The sequence below is a fragment of the Pseudoalteromonas sp. K222D genome, from assembly GCF_017653575.1.
GTDB lineage: Bacteria > Pseudomonadota > Gammaproteobacteria > Enterobacterales > Alteromonadaceae > Pseudoalteromonas > Pseudoalteromonas nigrifaciens.
The window spans coordinates 75225-94764 of sequence record NZ_JAGGDL010000008.1 but is presented as its reverse complement, the minus strand read 5'-3'; the positions used below and the strand labels follow the sequence as shown (position 1 = coordinate 94764).

At 40.0% G+C, this 19540-nt stretch carries 18 protein-coding genes; 6 read left to right on the top strand and 12 right to left on the bottom strand.

Features of this window, described 5'->3' with window-relative positions; all coding sequences use genetic code 11:
* Positions 1-131: 131 nt before the first annotated feature.
* Entirely contained in the window at positions 132-500 is a 369-nt protein-coding gene (locus J5X91_RS06490; RefSeq protein WP_086993178.1) for a response regulator, read from the bottom strand.
* A 469-nt stretch (positions 501-969) separates the two neighbouring features.
* Between J5X91_RS06490 and rdgC the strand changes: the two genes are divergently transcribed.
* Complete coding sequence (gene rdgC, locus J5X91_RS06485; protein WP_011329031.1) at positions 970-1881, top strand: recombination-associated protein RdgC; 912 nt, start codon at positions 970-972, stop codon at positions 1879-1881.
* A gap of 76 nt (positions 1882-1957) precedes the next feature.
* Here the strand turns inward: rdgC and J5X91_RS06480 are convergent, their stop codons facing one another.
* Positions 1958-2797 carry an HDOD domain-containing protein gene (locus J5X91_RS06480; RefSeq protein ID WP_011329032.1) on the bottom strand — a complete coding sequence of 280 codons (840 nt, stop codon included), beginning with the start codon at positions 2795-2797 and terminating at the stop codon, positions 1958-1960.
* A gap of 283 nt (positions 2798-3080) precedes the next feature.
* On the opposite strand from J5X91_RS06480, the gene J5X91_RS06475 reads away from it, so the two are divergent.
* Positions 3081-4775 (top strand): Zn-dependent hydrolase, encoded by a 1695-nt coding sequence (locus J5X91_RS06475; protein WP_208834274.1) that lies wholly within the window; start codon positions 3081-3083, stop codon positions 4773-4775.
* 141 nt (positions 4776-4916) lie between these two features.
* Here the strand turns inward: J5X91_RS06475 and J5X91_RS06470 are convergent, their stop codons facing one another.
* Together J5X91_RS06470 and J5X91_RS06465 are read right to left on the bottom strand one after the other, a co-directional pair.
* A complete protein-coding gene (locus J5X91_RS06470; RefSeq protein ID WP_086993181.1) occupies positions 4917-5450 on the bottom strand; it encodes a sulfur transferase domain-containing protein in 534 nt (177 codons plus the stop codon).
* A 27-nt stretch (positions 5451-5477) separates the two neighbouring features.
* Positions 5478-5876 (bottom strand): HIT domain-containing protein, encoded by a 399-nt coding sequence (locus J5X91_RS06465; protein WP_208834280.1) that lies wholly within the window; start codon positions 5874-5876, stop codon positions 5478-5480.
* Between the two features lie 111 nt (positions 5877-5987).
* Here J5X91_RS06465 and J5X91_RS06460 point away from each other — a divergent pair, with 111 nt between their 5' ends.
* Complete coding sequence (locus J5X91_RS06460) at positions 5988-8213, top strand: S9 family peptidase (protein WP_089368684.1); 2226 nt, start codon at positions 5988-5990, stop codon at positions 8211-8213.
* Between the two features lie 136 nt (positions 8214-8349).
* A complete protein-coding gene (locus tag J5X91_RS06455; protein ID WP_208834273.1) occupies positions 8350-9987 on the top strand; it encodes a methyl-accepting chemotaxis protein in 1638 nt (545 codons plus the stop codon).
* A gap of 52 nt (positions 9988-10039) precedes the next feature.
* Here the strand turns inward: J5X91_RS06455 and J5X91_RS06450 are convergent, their stop codons facing one another.
* The 3 genes from J5X91_RS06450 to J5X91_RS06440 all read right to left on the bottom strand — a co-directional run bounded on the left by J5X91_RS06450 (position 10040) and on the right by J5X91_RS06440 (position 13003).
* Positions 10040-11575: a leucyl aminopeptidase family protein gene (locus J5X91_RS06450; protein WP_208834272.1), complete on the bottom strand. Its 1536-nt coding sequence runs from the start codon at positions 11573-11575 to the stop codon at positions 10040-10042.
* Between the two features lie 122 nt (positions 11576-11697).
* The gene (gene dinB, locus J5X91_RS06445; RefSeq protein WP_208834271.1) at positions 11698-12753 is read right to left on the bottom strand and encodes a DNA polymerase IV; all 1056 of its coding nucleotides are present in this window, start codon (positions 12751-12753) and stop codon (positions 11698-11700) included.
* A 73-nt stretch (positions 12754-12826) separates the two neighbouring features.
* Complete coding sequence (locus J5X91_RS06440) at positions 12827-13003, bottom strand: hypothetical protein (protein WP_011329040.1); 177 nt, start codon at positions 13001-13003, stop codon at positions 12827-12829.
* Positions 13004-13142: 139 nt separating this feature from the next.
* Here J5X91_RS06440 and J5X91_RS06435 point away from each other — a divergent pair, with 139 nt between their 5' ends.
* Together J5X91_RS06435 and J5X91_RS06430 are read left to right on the top strand one after the other, a co-directional pair.
* Positions 13143-13571 carry a thioesterase family protein gene (locus J5X91_RS06435; protein WP_058374014.1) on the top strand — a complete coding sequence of 143 codons (429 nt, stop codon included), beginning with the start codon at positions 13143-13145 and terminating at the stop codon, positions 13569-13571.
* Between the two features lie 21 nt (positions 13572-13592).
* Positions 13593-14645 carry an aldo/keto reductase gene (locus J5X91_RS06430; RefSeq protein WP_086993206.1) on the top strand — a complete coding sequence of 351 codons (1053 nt, stop codon included), beginning with the start codon at positions 13593-13595 and terminating at the stop codon, positions 14643-14645.
* A gap of 92 nt (positions 14646-14737) precedes the next feature.
* Here J5X91_RS06430 and J5X91_RS06425 read toward each other — a convergent pair whose 3' ends face one another.
* Genes J5X91_RS06425 through J5X91_RS06405 form a run of 5 tightly spaced genes read right to left on the bottom strand, consistent with a single transcriptional unit; the run spans position 14738 to position 19535 of the window.
* The gene (locus J5X91_RS06425) at positions 14738-15352 is read right to left on the bottom strand and encodes a fumarylacetoacetate hydrolase family protein (RefSeq protein ID WP_197108730.1); all 615 of its coding nucleotides are present in this window, start codon (positions 15350-15352) and stop codon (positions 14738-14740) included.
* Positions 15353-15373: 21 nt separating this feature from the next.
* Positions 15374-17329 (bottom strand): hybrid sensor histidine kinase/response regulator, encoded by a 1956-nt coding sequence (locus J5X91_RS06420; RefSeq protein WP_208834270.1) that lies wholly within the window; start codon positions 17327-17329, stop codon positions 15374-15376.
* A gap of 26 nt (positions 17330-17355) precedes the next feature.
* Positions 17356-17817, bottom strand: coding sequence for a response regulator (locus J5X91_RS06415; RefSeq protein WP_011329045.1), 462 nt, complete (start codon positions 17815-17817; stop codon positions 17356-17358).
* On the bottom strand, positions 17818-19302 hold the full coding sequence (locus J5X91_RS06410) for a sensor histidine kinase (protein ID WP_208834269.1): 1485 nt from the start codon (positions 19300-19302) through the stop codon (positions 17818-17820).
* Positions 19303-19328: 26 nt separating this feature from the next.
* Complete coding sequence (locus J5X91_RS06405; protein ID WP_182678284.1) at positions 19329-19535, bottom strand: histidine kinase; 207 nt, start codon at positions 19533-19535, stop codon at positions 19329-19331.
* Between the last annotated feature and the right edge of the window lie 5 nt (positions 19536-19540).

Here is a 19540-nt window from a genome sequence, read left to right as displayed (position 1 = left end):
TAGGATGATGGTTGTAATAATAATGGTCGCTGCAAGACTAAATGTTTTCATAGCTTAAGACTGCCTTAACACAGGCTATACTGTCAACCCTCATTAAGAAGATAAAACAGTCTTTTTTTTCATCTTAACTTCTAGTAAATGCCAAATTTATGCAAAATATTATTAAGTATTATTTTGCCAACTGGCTTTTCGATAAACCCTATAACACCTAATTGTGCTACGCGCTGCTGCATTTGCTGTTGAATATCTGCCGAAATGACTAATACAAAACACTCCATTTTTTCTGCTTTAATATGCTCCAACACCTGCACACCATCGAGTATCGGCATAGTTAAATCGAGGCAAACTAAATCAAAATGTTGTTCTTTCAATAACGCTAACGCATCTACTCCATTTATCGCTTGGCGTATATCGGCGGTTATACAGTCATTTAAGCAACGTATCACTTGTTTGCGGGCTACTGCTGAATCGTCACAAACTAAAATAGAAAAGTTCATCATGAAAACCAGTTACTAAGGCGATGCATTAAAGCCAGCATAAAAACAACCTCTCGTTCAGCCAAACTTAAAGCCGAAAAACTTCAAAAATATCGAGCTTCACTATAACTGAATTAATGTAAAATACACTAGGGCGTGTTAATTTTTCAAAATTGAAATTTATTCAACCAAGAGTTATTTATATTTGGCCTAGCCTGCGATTATCAAACCCAACATTAAACTATAGTGTAATGCAAAAAGCTAAACGCTAAATACATATGCGCTTAGTTTTAAACGGCCTGTATAAAAGTGTAGCAACTTATTGCGCAACAAGTGCGCAGCGACAGCAAGCAAGATTACACATACTCAATTATGACTGCGCTCCTTAAAACAACTTGCTATTTTTTAAATATGCCACAATAAAATCAGCCATTTCGAGATACTGATTTTATTGCTATGATTGTGCAAATTTTTCAAATGGATCTGTATTCCTATGTGGTTTAGTAACCTTATATGTTATCGCTTTAAACAAGATGTTTCGTATACACAAGAAGATTTTGACAAAGCATTAGAGCAAGACTTATTTCGTCCATGTACGGGCCAAGAGCTGGCTACATTTGGCTGGACAAAAGCGTTTGGGAAACACGGCGAAACTTTATCGCATTTTTCACAAAAAAGTATTTTAGTTTGCGCTAAGCGCGAAGAAAAAGTATTACCTGCATCGGTTATAAATGAGCTAGTTGCAGAAAAAGTCGATTTAATTGAAGCTGAAGAAAATCGCCCAGTTAAAAAGAAAGAAAAAGACGAATTAAAAGAAAACATTTTACATACACTGCTACCACAAGCATTTAAAAAGTCGAGCTTACAGTTTGCATTTATTGACCAAGAAAACGGCTGGGTTGTGGTTAATAGCGGCAGTTTTAACAAAGCCGAAGAGTTACTCGCACTTTTGCGTAAATCGTTAGGCACACTGCCTGTAGTACCTGCATTTGCCAATTACGACCTAGATGTATTTTTAACCGACTGGTTAACTAACTTCAGCACGCCTGAAGGCTTTGCAATAGGCTCAGATGCAGAGTTAGAAGAAGCAGATGATAGTGGCGCGCAAGTTAAGCTTAAAGGCCACGACCTATCGTGCGACGAAGTTAAATCGCACCTTGAAACCGGTAAACGTGTTACTAAGCTTGCACTTGATTGGCAAGAACGCGTTAAGTTTATGCTGCAAAACGACGGTTCTATTAAGCGTTTAAGCTACAGCGATACCTTAAAAGAAGAAAATGCTGATATTCCAAAAGAAGACATGGCAGTAAAACTCGATGCTGACTTTATTTTAGCTTCAGAAGAAATTAAACAGCTACTTGAAGAGCTAACTCAAGGCTTAGGCGATATAGACGACTTAGCTTAAGCGCTAACCCTTGCTAAGTTAAGCCAAAAAAAGCACGATTTAATCGTGCTTTTTTACACTCACTACTTAATTGCTATTAGCAAAACATCTCTTTTATATCGTCAACCATAGCGTGATACTCATCGCTGGTGAAAAGCTGCATAGAAGGAATAATTCCTTTGTTAATATAAACCTGTAGCGCGGCCGACTTATCTGACACTTGTAGCGTGCCCTCTAAAATTGCACCAATCCTAATAAAATCAATATAGCTTACCTGCTCAGGGCGATGACTGGCATCAGCCCAGTTTTGCGCCACATCAACAAATTCATCAGGAAACTCCCACGCTTTCATTATAGAGCCACCAATTTTACCACTGAGCTTTTGAATTGCATGGGCTAAAAAGCTAGGATTAGCAAATACCTCAGGATGGCGTTCGGCTTCGGTTAAAATGGGTAATACACCAATATTATAAATTAATGATGCCAAGGTAATCGAATCTCTATTTAAAGAGTTTTGCTTATTATTCTTTAAGTAAAATTCCATTAATGCAATTGAGTGACTCGCTACTATTAACGTTTTTTGCCACGCTTTGCCCATGTAACCTTTAATTAGCTCGTTGTTAGATACAAACAATTGCTCCATTGCCATAGCCGTTGCAATATTTTTAATTTGTCGTAAGCCTATGCGAGTAACTGCTTGATGTAAGTTAGATACCTTAACTGAGCGCCCCATAATTGCACTGTTAGCTACTTTAATCATACGGGCTGTTAGTGCTGGATCATGTGCAATCACATCGGCCATTTGCATCAAGTTTACGTCATTATTATCAGCAGCTTGGCGCACTTTAATTGCTACTTCAGGTAAAGTAGGCAGCACCAAAGTGTCGTTATTTATTCTATCAATCAAAATTGTTAACAATGCATTTTCAGTAGACATAACATCCCTATGATTAGTTATTTATAAGCTAAAACAAGCCTTATATTGTTGTTATTATATGCTTTAGTATTACTTAACTTATAGTTAAAGCTAACAAAACTACATAAATTTATTTTTTATTTACTATTTAACATCAGTTAATTACACCTCTAACGCCTAAAACTTGCTATTTACCACGGTGTTTTGCTTTAATGCAGTCACTATAAGGCAGTATTTTTAAGATAGTAAGCGCCTTAGCGAACTGCATACAAATAATAAATCTTACTTTTAAATAGGCAAAATAATGAATTTAAATAAAATTAGCCAAGCAATTATGCTCTCCGGCATCGTTTTTCTTAGTGCTTGTTCAGAGCAAGCTCCTTCTTCTAGTAATAAAACGACTGTTAAAACAGAGCAAGTAAAGCCTGTAGGTCCAACACTTATAAATACCGATAAACAACGTTTAGACATTTACACTGACTTTAGCTTACAAACTGATTTATCACATTTAAGTGATAACCAAAAAGCTATGGTGGCAAAGCTTATAGATGCTTCAATAATTATGGATGATTTATTTTGGCAGCAAGCGTTTGGTGAAAATAAAGAGTCATTTTTAGCTAAACTAGCTGATGACAAAGTGCGTAAATTTGCCGACATAAACTACGGTCCATGGGATCGTTTAAACGGCGATAAAGTGTTTTTATCAAGCTATAAAGAAAAAGCAACTGGTGCACAGTTTTACCCTGCAGATATAACTAAAGAAGAGTTAAATAAAGCTGATCTTGCAGATAAAAATGGGCTTTACTCTATTATTAAACGTGATGAGCAAGGTAACCTTTACAGCGTGCCATACTCTAAAGAGTACGCAACCGAGCTTTTAGAGGCTGCTAACTTGCTACGTGAAGCAAGTAAACTAGCAGACGATAAAGAGTTTGCTAACTACTTAAACCTTCGTGCAGACGCGCTACTAAACGATGACTTTCAAGCGTCTGATTTTGCGTGGATGGATATGAAAAATAACCCAGTAGATGTGGTTATTGGTCCAATTGAAACTTATGAAGACCAATTGTTTGGTTACCGTGCTGCTTATGAGTCTTATGTATTAATTAAAGATTTAGCATGGAGCGAACGCCTGGCTAAATTTGCTGCCTTTTTACCTGAGCTACAAAAAGGCTTACCGGTTGATGATAAATACAAACAAGAAGTTCCGGGATCAGACGCCGACCTAAATGCCTACGACGTTGTTTACTATGCAGGGCACTCAAATGCGGGCAGTAAAACCATTGCAATAAACTTACCAAACGACGAGCAAGTACAGCTTGAAAAAGGCACGCGCCGTTTACAACTTAAAAATGCTATGCGCGCTAAGTTTGACAAAATTTTAGTACCAATTGCAGAGCAACTTATTGTGCCTGAGCAACGTAAGCATATTACCTTTGATGCATTTTTTGCTAATACCATGTTCCATGAAGTAGCTCATGGCTTAGGCATTAAAAATACCCTTACTGGTAAGGGAACTGTGCGCCAATCATTACAAGAACACGCCAGTGCGCTAGAGGAAGGTAAAGCCGATATTTTAGGTTTATACATGATTGAGCAACTACTTAAAAAAGGCGAAATTACTGAAGGTACACTAGAGGATTACTACACCACCTTTATGGCTGGTATATTCCGCTCAGTACGTTTTGGTGCATCTAGTGCTCATGGTAAAGCGAATATGATCCGCTTTAACTTTTTTGCTCAAGAAGGTGCTTTTTCTAAAAATGAAGCCGGTTTATACCGTGTAAATATGGAAAAAATGAGCCATGCTATGGCTAAATTATCGCGCTTAATTTTAACCATTCAAGGTGATGGCGATTATCAAAAAGTAGATCAGCTTATTGCTACGCACGGTAATATTAAAGCAGAGCTAGCAGAGGATTTAGAAAAGCTAAGCCAAGCTAATATTCCGGTTGATGTTACTTTTAAACAAGGCAAAGCAGTGTTGGGCCTTAAATAGTTTATAGCCTGTTTACTACCTAAAATAGCCTAGTAAATAAAAACTAAAAAAGCGTTACAGCTCAAAACTGTAACGCTTTTTTATTGAGTTAAAAGTGCTCGGTGTCGTTATTTAAGCTAAACGCTAATTATTTAGTAATAATTACTTAGCAGTAATAACGCTGCGCACTACAGGCTCTAAACTACTCATTCCCCAATGCTTTCCCTTTGCTAGGGCCGATTCAATATCAAGCCCCTCTGCATGAGCAGAAATAGCCATTAAAGCCCCTACTCTATTGCTACTAGCACAATGTAACAGCACAGGTTCGCCGTTTAGTTCTGCCATTATTTTAGCCAGCTTTTGTGCGTTTTCAACGCTAACATCTTGCGCGCCAGCAATTGGCAATGCGTGATACTGCATCCCTAACGAAGCCACCAACTGGGCTTCATCCCAGTCTTGCTCGTTTTCGCCACGTAAATTAATTACGTGCTTTACTCCAGCATTAGCGAGTTGTTTAAGCTGCTCGCTCGTTGGTTGTGCCGCAGACAACGTTTGATTTTCGTGAATAACTAAATTACGCACATCGCTAGTTTTAACTGCTGTAATATTAATAGACTGCTCTGTTGCAAACGCTGCGCCTGTAGTTAATAGCGCAGTGATAAATAATGCATTGGCAAACAACTTAATATGTCTCATCTTGGCTCTCTCTATAAGGTTTTAGAATTAAAAGTGGGCTTTTATTTTTGCTATTTTCTCGTCTTCATATGGCACTGCCGGGTGTTTACCCCATACTGGCGCAGGCCAAGCGGCATCGCTAGTAAAGCGCGCAATATGATGAATATGTAATTGCGGCACCATATTACCAAGCGCCGCCACGTTTAATTTATCGGGATTAAATACCCGCATTAATAAATGACTCAATTTTGCCGACTCGCGCAAATAAGTAACTTGCTCATCCTCGCTTAAATCAATTATCTCTTTTAAACCGGCTTTTTTTGGCACCAAAATAAACCAGGGGTACTGGCTATCGTTCAATAGTAATACTTTACACAGCGGCCAATCGGCAAGCTCTATACAATCGCGCTTAAGCTCTGGGGCTAGTTCAAATGCGGGGTGGGTCATCATAGTGTCCTACTTTGTCTTTAATAATTACCACTTTATAGCATTTAGTTGCAGTTGCACACGCTTGGCTTTACCATTCTAAGCAATATTTATTAAAGCGAAGGCAACCCTGTGCTAAAAAAAATAAAACACCTTTCACTGGCCATCCCTCTGCTAGCAAGTGCTGTTAGCGTACAAGCAAAACCACTCTCGCTAGAGCGTATTTTTGACGACCCGAGTTTATCGGGTAAATCTCCTGTGCAATTAAAGTTTTCGCCCGATGGCAATCGCGTTACTTATTTACAAGGCAAAAGTGACGACTATAACCGCTACGACTTATGGGAATATAACTTAAAAGATAACACCAACCGTATGCTGGTCGATTCGGCTAAGTTATTCTCGGGCCCAGAGAACCTCTCTGACGAAGAGAAAGCACGCCGCGAGCGCCAGCGTATTTTTGGCCAAGGTATTCTTGAATATAAGTGGTCTAAAGATGGTAAAGCGTTATTGTTCCCACTTAACGGCGATTTGTATTACTACGAACTAGCAGCAAATAAAAGTAAAAAACTCACCAATACCGAGGCATTTGAAACCGATGCTCGCTTTTCGCCAAAAGGTAATTTTGTATCTTTTATTCGCGAGCAAAACCTGTACGCTTTAGCGCTCGATTCTGGTAAAGAAATTCAACTAAGTAACGATGGCGGCGGCATCATTAAAAATGGCATGGCCGAATTTGTTGCACAAGAAGAAATGAGCCGTATGACCGGCTATTGGTGGGCCGACGACGAGTCTAAAATTGCCTTTACTCGCGTTGACGAAAGCCCAGTAAAAGAAGCGCTACGCAACGAAATTTACGCCGACGAAGTAAAACTATTCAATCAACGTTACCCATTTACTGGCACTAATAACGTTAAAATACAGCTTGGCGTAGTTACCTTAAACAATCAGCAAGTGGATTGGGTTGATTTAGGCAAAGATGAAGATATTTACCTTGCCCGAGCAAAATGGTTAAAAGATAGTAATACGCTCTCGTATCAATGGCAAAACCGCTCACAGCAAACGTTAGAGCTGCGCTTTTATAACAGCAAAACTAAAAGCCAAAAAGTAGCGCTCACCGAAAGTAGCGATACCTGGATAAACTTACACTTTGACCTTGAGTTTTTAAAAGACAAAAAGCATTTTGTATGGGCGTCTGAGCGTGATGGTTTTAAACATTTATACCTTTATCGCACCAATGGCCAATTAGTACGTCAAATTACTAACGGCGAATGGGCGGTCGATAGCTTAAAAGGCATAGATGAGAAAAAAGGCCTCGTTTACTTTTCAGGCAGAAAAGACACCCCACTCGAAAGCCACTTATACAGTGCCTCGTTATTTAAAAAAGGCGATATTAAACGCATTACCGAGCAAGGCCAATATCACGATGTAGTACTTGCCAAAGACAACAAAACCTTTATTGATAATAGCTCGGCGGTTAATCAGCCAAACGCTGCAGCTCTGCGTAAAATAAATGGCGAGTTTATTACTTGGCTTGAAGAAAACAAGCTAGATAACACGCACCCGCTTACGCCTTACTTAAGTGATTTAGCGACGCCTGAATACGGCACACTTAAAGCCGAAGACGGCCAAGTAATGCATTATAGGTTATTTAAACCAAGCAATATAAGTGACGCTAAAAAACACCCTGTTATTGTAAACGTATACGGTGGCCCACATGCACAGCGAGTAACTAATAGCTGGCGTAGTAAAAACCTATATTTTCAATATATGGCGCAACAAGGCTATGTGATTTTTCAACTTGATAACCGCGGCTCATACAACCGTGGCAAAAAGTTTGAAGATGCTATTTATAAAAATTTAGGTGAAGTAGAAGTTGCTGATCAAATTAAAGGCGTGGAATTTTTACGTACGCTTGATTATGTAGACCCACAACGTATTGGTATTTACGGCCACAGTTATGGCGGTTACATGGCACTAATGACCATGTTTAAAGCTGGCGATTACTTTAACGCCGGTGTTTCTGGCGCGCCAGTAACCGACTGGGCACTTTACGACACTCATTATACTGAGCGTTATTTAGGCCACCCGGCCACTAATGCTAAAGGCTATGAAAACAGTGCGGTATTTCCGTATATTGACGGCTTAAAAGGTCCATTAATGATTTACCACGGCATGGCCGACGACAATGTATTGTTTACTCACGCCACTAAACTATTTAAACAATTACAAGATACCAATAAACCGTTTGAAATGATGACCTACCCAGGTTCTAAACACAGCCTACGCGGTAAAACAGTGCAAACGCACCTACACCAAACCATTACTAACTTCTTTAATCGTCATTTTGATGTTAAATAACAACTAAATGTTGAATAAATAGACTAAAGGCTGATTATAAATCAGCCTTTTTTTTGCCTTAATAAGTGCTAAGTTTAGTTATATAAATAAACTTAATAAAAGCACAGCAGTGCTGTACCCATTAAGGAATAAACATATGCTCAACCTTCGTCGTTTTACTATTTTTCAGCGTTTTGCACTGTTAGTTGGTATCGTTGTATTGGGACTGGTTATATTAAGTATTTCGAGCTTAAGTAATCAGTATCAAGCGCTTAAAAATGAGCAATATCTTAAAACTCAAAACCTAGTAGAAACCGCCTATAGCGTTATTGATCACTTTTATAATCTTGAGCAAAGTAATACCCTCACCCAACAACAAGCGCAGTCGCAAGCTTTAGCTACAATTAGTGCCCTTAGGTACGATAATACCAACTATTTTTGGATAAATGACTACCACCCAAAAATGATAATGCATCCATTTAAGCCAGACTTAAATGGTACAGATTTAACTAATAACAAAGACCCCGATGGCACAGCATTATTTGTAGAAATGGTAAAAGTGACTCAACAAGCAGGTTCAGGGTTTGTACCTTATAAATGGCCTAAACCAGGTAAAGACAAACCAGTTGATAAAATAGCGTTTGTGAAGGGCTTTAACCAATGGCAATGGGTTATAGGTTCGGGCGTGTACCTCGACAGTATTGATGGTGCATTTGCTGAGCAACGTAATTTAATAATTATAAATGCCGTGGTAATGATTATTGCACTGATTATATTAAGCTACTTTATTGGTAAAAGTATTATTACTCCAACACGCTTAGCTGCCGACATGATGAAAGATATTTCCCAAGGCGAAGGCGATTTAACCCGCAGCTTAGATGAAACCGGAAATGACGAAATATCTGAGCTTTCTCATTCATTCAACGCGTTTATATTGAAAATGCACGAATCGTTAACGCATGTATCGCAAAGCGCGCACGATGTTAATCAACATGCGCATACCGTTGACGAAGCAAGTAAAACAAGCCAATCATTTATTGAATTACAAAACGACAGTAGCACTCAGGTAGCTGCAGCAATGGAGAAAATGACCCATCAAATTCATGATGTGAGTCGCAATGCTGAAGCCGCCGAGCAAGCTGCAAACGATGCAGCTAGTAATGCATCATCAGGTAAAAATGTCGTTGCCAATACAATAACGGCGATTGAAACACTCTCCAGTAATATAGAAACCGTGAGCCGAGTTACCGCCGATTTAGCCAGCGAAAGTAATAATATAGGATCGGTACTTGAAGTAATTAGAAGTATTTCAGAGCAAACTAATTTACTTGCCCTTAATGCTGCGATTGAGGCCGCCCGTGCAGGTGAACACGGCCGTGGGTTTGCCGTTGTGGCAGACGAAGTGCGTACTTTAGCAAGTCGTACTGGTAAAAGTACCGACGAAATTCAAGCTATGATCACTAAGCTGCAAAACGGTGCAAAAGCAGCGGTAGAGGCGGTGAAGTCGAGCCAAGCTCTTTCAGCATCAACGGTTGAGCAGGCATCATCAGCAAACACATCATTAAATGAAATTGAACGCTTAGTTAGTGTGATCACCGAAATGAACAGTCAAATAGCGCGTGCTACTGAGCAGCAAACTTTAGCTGCAGATGAAGTGAACTTGCGTATTAACGATCTAGCTAATTCAACTAAAGAGTCACTCGATAATACCAAGCAATTAACCGGTGCCAGCGAGCAGTTAAAACAAAGTAGCTCACAACTCTCAAGTGTAGTAACTCGTTTTAAATTAGATTAAAAATTAAAAGCCCTGTATTTACAGGGCGTTGTTAATTACTACTTTATGGTAATTACAAACAGTAACTAGCAAATAAACTACTTACCGAGGCTGCCGTTGGCTTGCCATGCTGCCAATCGCCGCCCTCTACTGCGCTACCCGCTATGTCCATATGTACATAAGGTAGTGGCTGAGCTGAGTCGTTACCATGCTTGTCTAAGCCACCAACAATTGCTAAAAACGCCATAGGGAACTGATGTCCTCGTGCCGTAACAGCCGACGCCGCGTTATTACTAGAAAGTACATCGTCCGCTAAAGTACGCGGTTTGATAAAGTCATAATCTTCACGACGAGCGCGCGATACTTCTGCGCCATCGGCCCATAAGTCGCCGTTATCAGCAAGCTTTCGCGAAATATTAGCACTACGTGCTGGGCCATTTTCAACGTAAGCACCATAAGGGCCCATAGCGCGAGCTGCATGGCCGGTTAAAGTGGCCACAGTAAATAGCGTTGGGTTAATTTGGTTTTTAGCTAAATCTTTCATTTCACTTAATAGGTCGCCCATTGCTAAGCGCCCTTCTGCGTCTGTATTACCTATGCGTACACGCACACCTTCGCGGCTAGTAATAATTTCATCTGGTACAAAACAATCAGAGCCAATTGAGTTACGCACTACCGCTAAGTAAGCAATTACCTTAACGCCCTTAGGTTGGTAGTCGGCTACTGCTTTCATAAAGCCGGCCACAGAAGCTGCACCGCCCTTATCGCGGCTCATGCCCGCCATATGGCCGCCCACTTTTAAATCAGCGCCGCCGGTATCGTATACTAAGCCTTTACCTACAAACATCAGTGTACGAGTTACCTCGCCCTCTGGTACATATTCTAATTTAACTACACGCGGGTGATGATGCTCAACAGCGTACGATGCACGAGCTACTGTGCTAAGCATAGGGTAGTTTTTATCTATAACTGCAAGGTCATCAATAACATCAACGACAACATTACTGCCTTTAAATAGATCAACACAGTAATCTGCAAAACGTGGCGGCGCCATGCGCTCAGGCTCAGTGCCACATAAATCACGCGCTGCGTATTGTCCAGCTGCAAGTGCATTCACTGCTTTAATTGTTTGCTCTGTGGCATCAACCAAACCAATTTGCGTAATTGGCTCAATAGCCTCGCCATGATATTCGCGCGCTTCTAATGGCTGCCACAATGCTTGGCAAGTTCCTAAGTAAGCAACTTCTAGCGCATGCTGATAACGGCTGTCGGCATTTATATTAGGCAAGTAAATAGCAGGGTTAACACTGCCCGATGCTTTAGCTTCATTTATTGCTAATTTTGCAGCATCAAAATAACGGCGTACATCGTCGTAGTCTCTATTTAATGGCCCAGTAGGCGCCAGTACTACACGTTTATTATTAATAACTAATAAAGTTACTTGCTTACCGATACGTGAATCTACTTTTGCTTGCGCTGCAATAGCGTCGCGTAATGGATTGTTAGCTAATTGAGAAAAGTCATCACTAATTATAATGAGTGCGTCATGCGCGTTGCATTCAAGGCTAGCGCTCATTGGCTGAGCCACTACTGCTTTAGGGTATGCCATAAATAAAGGTCCTGTTAAAAACATAAGCCTCTATTATCGTTGATTTGAATATTGAAGACCAGCAAGCTGCGATAAGCTCCCAGCTTAAGTTAACATGCGCTGGCAACTTGTCACTACAGGGTTTACATATCGAGTATGCTCAGCTGCAAATTGTGTTGCGGCTGATTCTTTATTCCTACCCCAATACCTAACAAACGCACTGGTTGCTGTAAGCCGCGTTGATACGCTTTAGCTAATAGTTCGCTAAAAATATCGCTATTTAATTGCTGATGCGCCTGATCGGCTGAGGTCACTACAAAATTAGCAAATTTCACTTTAACACTGAGTTTATTTACCTGATTTTGCAGCTGCTGCTTGTTTAGTCGAGTGGTTAACTCCTCAAGCAGTGAAGGAAGTTGTTCTAGGCATTCTTGTAAACTATTTTTATTGTACTCATAAGTATGCTCAACGCTTAGCGATTTACGTACGCGCTCAGTAGACACCCGGCCTATGTGTTCACCAGCGCACTTTTGATATAACGACACGCCAAAATTACCTACATGTTGCTGCATCCAATTTACGCCTTTTTCGCGTACATCTTGGCCTGTATACAAACCTTTTAAGTTAAGCTTTTCGAGCGTGACCTTACCTACCCCCGGAATTTTACCCAGCGGTAGCTGTGCTAAAAAGGCATCAACCTGATCGGGCAATACGACAAACTGACCATTGGGTTTGTTTTCGTCACTGGCTATTTTGGCAATAAATTTAATTGGCGCAATACCAGCCGAGGCAGTAAGCCCTGTGGCATTATAAATATCAGCACGAATTTGCTGCGCAATAAGTGTAGCGCTGCCTTTACACTGCTCACTATAGGTTACATCTAAATAGGCTTCGTCAAGAGAGAGGGGTTCAATTAAATCTGTATAGCGACTAAACACGGCACGTATTTGCGTCGACACGTCTTTATAAACAGCCATACGCCCAGGCACTATAACTAAGTCGGGGCATAACTGCTTAGCATGATAGTTAGACATAGCCGAGCGCACGCCATATTCCCGAGCAATGTAATTTGCAGTAGAGAGTACGCCACGGCGACTATTACCACCAATTGCTAGTGGTACATTGGCAAGTTTAGGGTTGTCGCGCATTTCGACCGCCGCATAAAAGCAGTCCATATCTATATGAATAAACTTTTTCATTACCACTATAACAACTGTTTATTTATACAGCCATTATTATAGAATCACCTATAATTAGCAAGCTTGCACCCTATTAAAAACAGCGTTTATTATTTTTACGCTTTTTAAAAGAGTACAGCCAAAACCCTGTTTCCAACGCAAAGCCCACAACTGTTAAAGCAATTACACCCGATGCATTACCCATCGCGTAGCAAATAAATGCAGCTATAAAAACTAAACAGACTAAAAGCCAATTAACGACACTTTTCATACATATCTCCCTAGCTGTGTTATATAACAATAAAGCTTTTATTTAATTAAACCAAACATAAAATACCCTAGGTTAATTACCTTGAGGTAATAACCCCATATTGATAATCTAAACACTTTAAATTAAAGGGCGTAAATGTATGCAAACGTTTAAAGATCAACATCCTATTCATACTGATATTACAGTGGCATGGGGAGATATGGATGCTCTGCAACACGTAAATAATGTTGTTTATTTACGCTATTTTGAAATAGCTCGCATCGATTTTTTAAATAAAATAAACCTTTTTGAAACCATTAGTAGCAAAGGCATTGGCCCTGTGATCAGCGAAAACACCATTCGCTATAAACGCCCTGTTACTTTTCCCGATACCCTTACTGTAGGTGTCACTATCAGCGATATTAAATCAGATCGCTTTATGATGAACTACAACGTGTTTAGCCACGCGCAAAATGCCATAACCACAACAGGCACTTCGCAAGTCGTAATGTTTGACTTTCAAACTGGTAAAAAGTCGCCAATCACTGAGCCGCTTTTATCTGCTATACAGCAATATACCCAAAACTAAGCCAGTAAATAAGGAGCTTATATGCAATACAACCCACTAGGTAGCAGTGGTGTAAACGTCTCAAGGGTCTGCTTAGGTAGTATGACGTGGGGGTTACAAAACACGCAAAGCGATGCAGATCAGCAAATAGCTTATGCGCTTGAGCAAGGTGTTAACTTTATTGATACCGCCGAAATGTACGCTGTGCCGCCATCTCCCGACACCTACGGCAAAACAGAGCAAATTATTGGCAACTGGTTAGCGCGCAATCAAGATAAACGTAGCGACATAGTACTTGCCACTAAAATTGCCGGAAACGGTTTAGAGTGGATACGTGAAGGTAGCAATATTACCCGCCAAACAGTCATTGCCGCGGTTGATGATTCGCTTAAACGTTTGCAAACCGATTACATTGATTTATACCAACTACACTGGCCCAACCGCGCCACGCCACATTTTGCCAAACAATGGCCAGGAATGCTTAAATTTACCGAGGTAGATACGCAGCAACAAACTGCCGATATGCTCGATATATTAGAAGGTTTAAACGACTGCGTAAAAGCCGGAAAAATAAAACACTGTGGCCTTTCAGACGATACACCTTGGGGTGTTAACCAGTTTTTAAACTTAGCTAAAGAGCATAATTTACCGCGCATGGTGTCGATTCAAAACGAATTTAGCCTAGTACACGCCAAAGATTGGCCTTACTTAATAGAACAATGTGTACACGAAGATATTGCTTATTTACCTTGGTCACCATTAGCTGCGGGTTCATTAACCGGTAAATATTTAAACGGCGCACGCCCTGAAGGAACGCGTTGGACCTTTATGCAACGTAACGGTATTTTCCGCGATACGCCAAACGCACAACAAGCAATAAAGCAATACGTAGAACTTGCTCACGCCCATAATTTAACCCCAGCAGAACTTGCCCTAGCTTGGTGTAATAAAGTGGATGGCGTAACTTCTACTATTATTGGTGCCACGTCTATGGCGCAATTAAAAGAAGATATAGGCGCGTTTAACCTTACTTTAAGCGATGAAATTCTCGGCGCTATTAATCGTATTTTTAGACAATACCCTATGCCTTATTAAGCTAATGCGCATTAATTAAAAAGACCAAGTTAAAAGTAAAAACCGCAAGCTAAGTGCACCTACTCCATAGGTGCACTTTTAACTTTGCATTATTACTCGGCCTGCCATTTATGCGCTAATATACGTTGCTCATTGGCGTACAGCGTGACACTAAATATACTGCCCGCCGTTACTTCACCAACCCCTGCAGGTGTGCCGGTCATTATCACGTCGCCATCTTCTAAGTACATAAAGTCACTAATTTCAGCTAAAATTTGCGCTGGTTTATGTAACATAAAATCGCTATTGCCTTGTTGTATTAGTTGATCGTTTATTTTGAGCTCAAAGCTAAAATGTTGCATCTCTTCGTTAAGCTCAACAAACGGCGTTAATAGCACAGAGCCGTCAAACGCTTTTGCTCGCTCCCACGGCAAGCCTTTGTTTTTTAACTTAGCCTGCACTTCGCGTTTGGTTAAATCAAGCCCTAAGCCAACGCCAACTAAACGACTATTTTTTACCACAAAGCAAAGCTCGGTTTCGTAATGTAAAGCATCCTTATTATGCTTAGCTAGCAACTTAGTACCAATTGCACTATTAGGCTTATTAAATAACACCATTTGCTCTGGCAGTTCATTATTTAACTCTGCAATGTGTGCGGTGTAATTACGCCCTACACACACCACTTTTGAGGGTAATACTTGCTCACAACCCAATGTTACTAACTGCATAAATCAACTCTATATTGTTGGTTAAATAAGTGTTTCGAGCAAAGCTAAATTAATTGGTTTAAGCAGCACTTGCTCAATTTCAAGCTGTTTAATTTTTACTGGATCAGGTTCCATACCACTAACAATAACGCGCTTTAATTTTGGATAATGTTGTTTTATATGGTTTGCTAAATCTAAACCACTGCCGTCGGGCAGGTTCATATCTAGCAGTACTTTATCGTAGTTAGCGTCTGCTTTAAGTATGGCTAAACAATGCTCATAACTGCTTGCTATTTGTGTTTCAACCCCTAAGCTTTCTAGTAAAAGTTGCGTTATTTGCGCCGCATCGGCGTCGTCTTCTACTAATAAAAAGCGGGTATTACTATGGGTAACTTCGGGGGGAATTAATACATCTGCTGTTTTATTATTTTTACTAAGCGTATCTTGTAAGCACTGATACAGTAAGTTGGAATCGACTGGTTTTGCTATCACATTATTAAACCCTAATGCCGATAACTCATTATGAATGCCTTTCATAGTTGCTGCCGTTAAGGCAATAATTGCGCCTTCAAAGCCAATTTTTCTAAGCTCTATGGTGGCTTCTTTTCCGCCCATAATTGGCATATGTATATCCATAAAAATAGCGTCGTAGTCTATTCCTTGTTGCTGGGCATTACGTACTTTTTCAAGCGCTTGCTTACCGTGCTCAGCGTAATCTACTTTTGCTCCTGCAGAAGTGATCATGTGGCCAACTAAAACGCGTAAATCACGTAAATCATCAACCACTAATACCCTACCATTAACTTTACATGGTGCATTTTTTTGCTGCATATTAGGGGTTAAGTCAAGCCTTAATAAGCTACGCTCTACATTTTTAATATTGCCCGGATAGAGCGAAATAAAAAATTTAGAGCCTTTGCCTATTGCTGAATCTAAGGCTATTGAGCCCTGCATTCTGTTAAGTAACTCAGTACAAATAGCAAGTCCTAAACCTGCACCGCCCACTGCACGCGACTCAACATCGGCTATTTGTTCAAACGGTTTAAATATAAGCGCTTGTTTTTCGGGGGCAATGCCCATGCCCGAGTCTTCAATACTAAAAAATAGCATTTCACGGTCGCTAACAAACTCAGTCCAAGCACAAAGAGTTATTTCGCCTTGCTCGGTAAATTTAATTGCATTGTTGATAATGTTTATAAGTATTTGTCGAAGGCGAGTTGCGTCAATATTAACGATTAAAGGCAAGGGCTGCAGCGATTCAAAGCGTAATGACAAGCCCTTATCAAGCGCCGACACTCGCATTAAAGTAAATACGTCAGCCATTAAGCTATCAAGATTTACATCACTGCAATTAAGTTCAAGCTTATCGGCCGCTATTTTTGATAAATCGAGGACGTCATTAAGTAAGCTTAATAAGTGTTTACCATTGCGATAAATTACACCTAGCTCGTTTTCGGCTTGTTTACTAAAGTCGCTTTGCATTAATAGTTCGGTGTAACCTAAAACCGACGACAGCGGGGTACGTAGTTCGTGGCTTAAGTGTGCTAAAAAGCGATCTTTTGAGCGGTTTTCGGCTTCGGCTTTTAATCGTTCAAGTCGCTCATCTTCAACATCGCGACGGGCTAAAGCATAACGTATTGCGCGCGCAAAGCGGCTAGTGGTCATTTCACTTTTAACTAAATAGTCTACAGCGCCGGCATCAAGTGCAGCCGAATCTAACGCTTCATTAGATTGCCCTGTTAACATAATTATTGGGCCACTAAAGCCGTTTTTTATTGCTTGTTTTAATACACTTAAGCCATCTGAGGCACCTAAGCGATAATCTAGCAGACAAATGTCATGCTTATTCTCACTAAGTACTTTAACTGCTTGTTTAGGGTCGCTAACCCACTCAATCTCAAATGTATGGGAACTGAGCTGCTCAAGATAATCGCTAGTAAGAATATAATCATCTTCATCATCTTCAACAAGTAGCAGCTTGGTTGCCTTAATAGACATGCAATCTCCCGTTTTAGTGGCTGTTTTTAATCATTATAAGTATTTGGTAACTCTACAAACTCAACCCAGTACTTACCGAGTGCTTTCATTAGTTCAACTAAACCATCAAAGGTAACTGGCTTAGTTATATACGACGCAGCACCTAAGTCGTAGCCTTTAACCATATCTTCTTCTTGCTTTGAGGTAGTTAAAATAACAACAGGTATACCCTTTAAGCATGGGTTTGCTTTAATAGCTTGCAATGCCTCGCGGCCATCCATACGTGGCATATTTAAGTCTAATAAAATTAAACCTGGTCTGGGTGATGTATCTTTTTGCTCAAATTTACCTTTTCGCTCCAAGTACTCTAATAGCTCCACACCATCTTCAACAAAATGTAACTCGTTAAGTACACGGCTTTCGGTGAGGGCATCTTGAGTTAATAAACGATCATCTTCATCATCATCGGCCATTAAAATAGTGATTGGTTTTACTTTAGTAAGTGGCATTTAAGCCTCTCCTTGCAATGTGAAAAGCTCGCTTTCCACAGGTAGTTTTATTATGAAGCTTGCACCCTCACCCATGTTACTTTGTGCTGTTATAGTACCGCCATGGCGCTCTACTATACGCCGACAAACAGATAAACCTATGCCGGTGCCTTTATATTGCGAGCGACCATGTAAACGCTGAAATGGAACAAATATTTTATCTGCATAATCTGGCGAAAAACCAATACCGTTGTCTTTAACGGTAATTATTTGCCAACAAACTTCGGTATTATGCCCTTCACTAAACTCACTCGTTTTTATGTGTTCAATATTAATAACTGGTTGTTGTTCTGGATGCCTAAATTTAACTGCGTTTGAAATTAAGTTTAAAAATAACTGTTGCATCTGGCTTGGGTCGGCCTGAATTATTGGCATATCGCCCACATTAACCTGTGCATTAGACTCTTTAATTGCAATTTCTAAATCACTTAAAATATCATTTAATACATTATTTAAATCGGTATCAACAAAGTTTTTGCCACGGGTGGTAATACGCGAAAACTCTAATAAATCATTAATTAAATTAGACATGCGCTGCGCTGCATTTTTCATGCGCGCTATATAATCCATGCCTTTTTCACCTAGCTCATCTTTAAACATAGTTTCGAGACGATCACTAAATGCTTGAATTTTACGCAGTGGCTCTTGCAAGTCATGGCTTGCTACAAAGGCAAACTCTTCTAGCTCGCGGTTACTGCGGCTCAACTCATCTGAATAAAGCGTTAGCTCTTGAGTTCGCTCTGTCACTTTGTTAGCTAGCGTTTCGTTTTGTTTTTCAAGCTCTGCACGATACTGCGCAGCATTTCTTAAATTTAACCGTGTAAGTACAAACATGCCTATAATTAGCAAACCGCTAGTGACTGCGGTAATAACAAAGGTAATTTTAGCTTCATTTTTTATTTTTGCTAACTTAGAAAAATGGCTAACTTTAAACAGCATTTCTCGATCTTGAATTTCGTTTACCGCTAAGCGAATTTTTTTATACAGCTCTCGTCCTTTATCTGTGTTTACTAAATACAGCGCACTGCGCTCTTTATTATTTTGCGCTAAGTTAACGGTCTTTTTTAATTCAATTTCCTTTTGATCCACTAACGACAATAACAGTGCAATACGCTCTGCCTGGCCATTAATTTCTGAACTTAATGATTTTACATGCTCAGTTTGTGACTCAAGCTGCTCAAGTGCATCATAATAAGGAACTAAATAATCACTTTTTTCTGTAAGTAAATAACCTCGCTGACCCGACTCGGCCTGCACAACTGACAAATGTAACTTTTCGATAGCGCTAGTGAGCATACTGGTATTGTCTAAACTATTTTGCGTTTGGCTTAATCCTCGTATGGTATTTACTGCCAAAAATGCATTACCAATAATAATAGATAACACCACAACAATAAATGTTGCCCAAATGACATTAGCTTTACTTGGTTCTTTTTGCGTACTCATTTAGCATCCTAATTCAAAGAGATAAATTATTGCGAGTCTGTAATTGTTTGTAAGCTTTCGCTGCACTGCTGACAGTTAGCAATAATTTTATTTAGCGCATCGAGTGCTTTCTCTTTGGGCATATCGTTTTCTAGCACCAGCTTTATCAGCTCCGCATTCATCGAAATTCGATTAAGTGGCGCTCTCGCATCGTGTACTAACTCATTCAGAGGTTTTTTACTGTCATTGCTCATTGTTT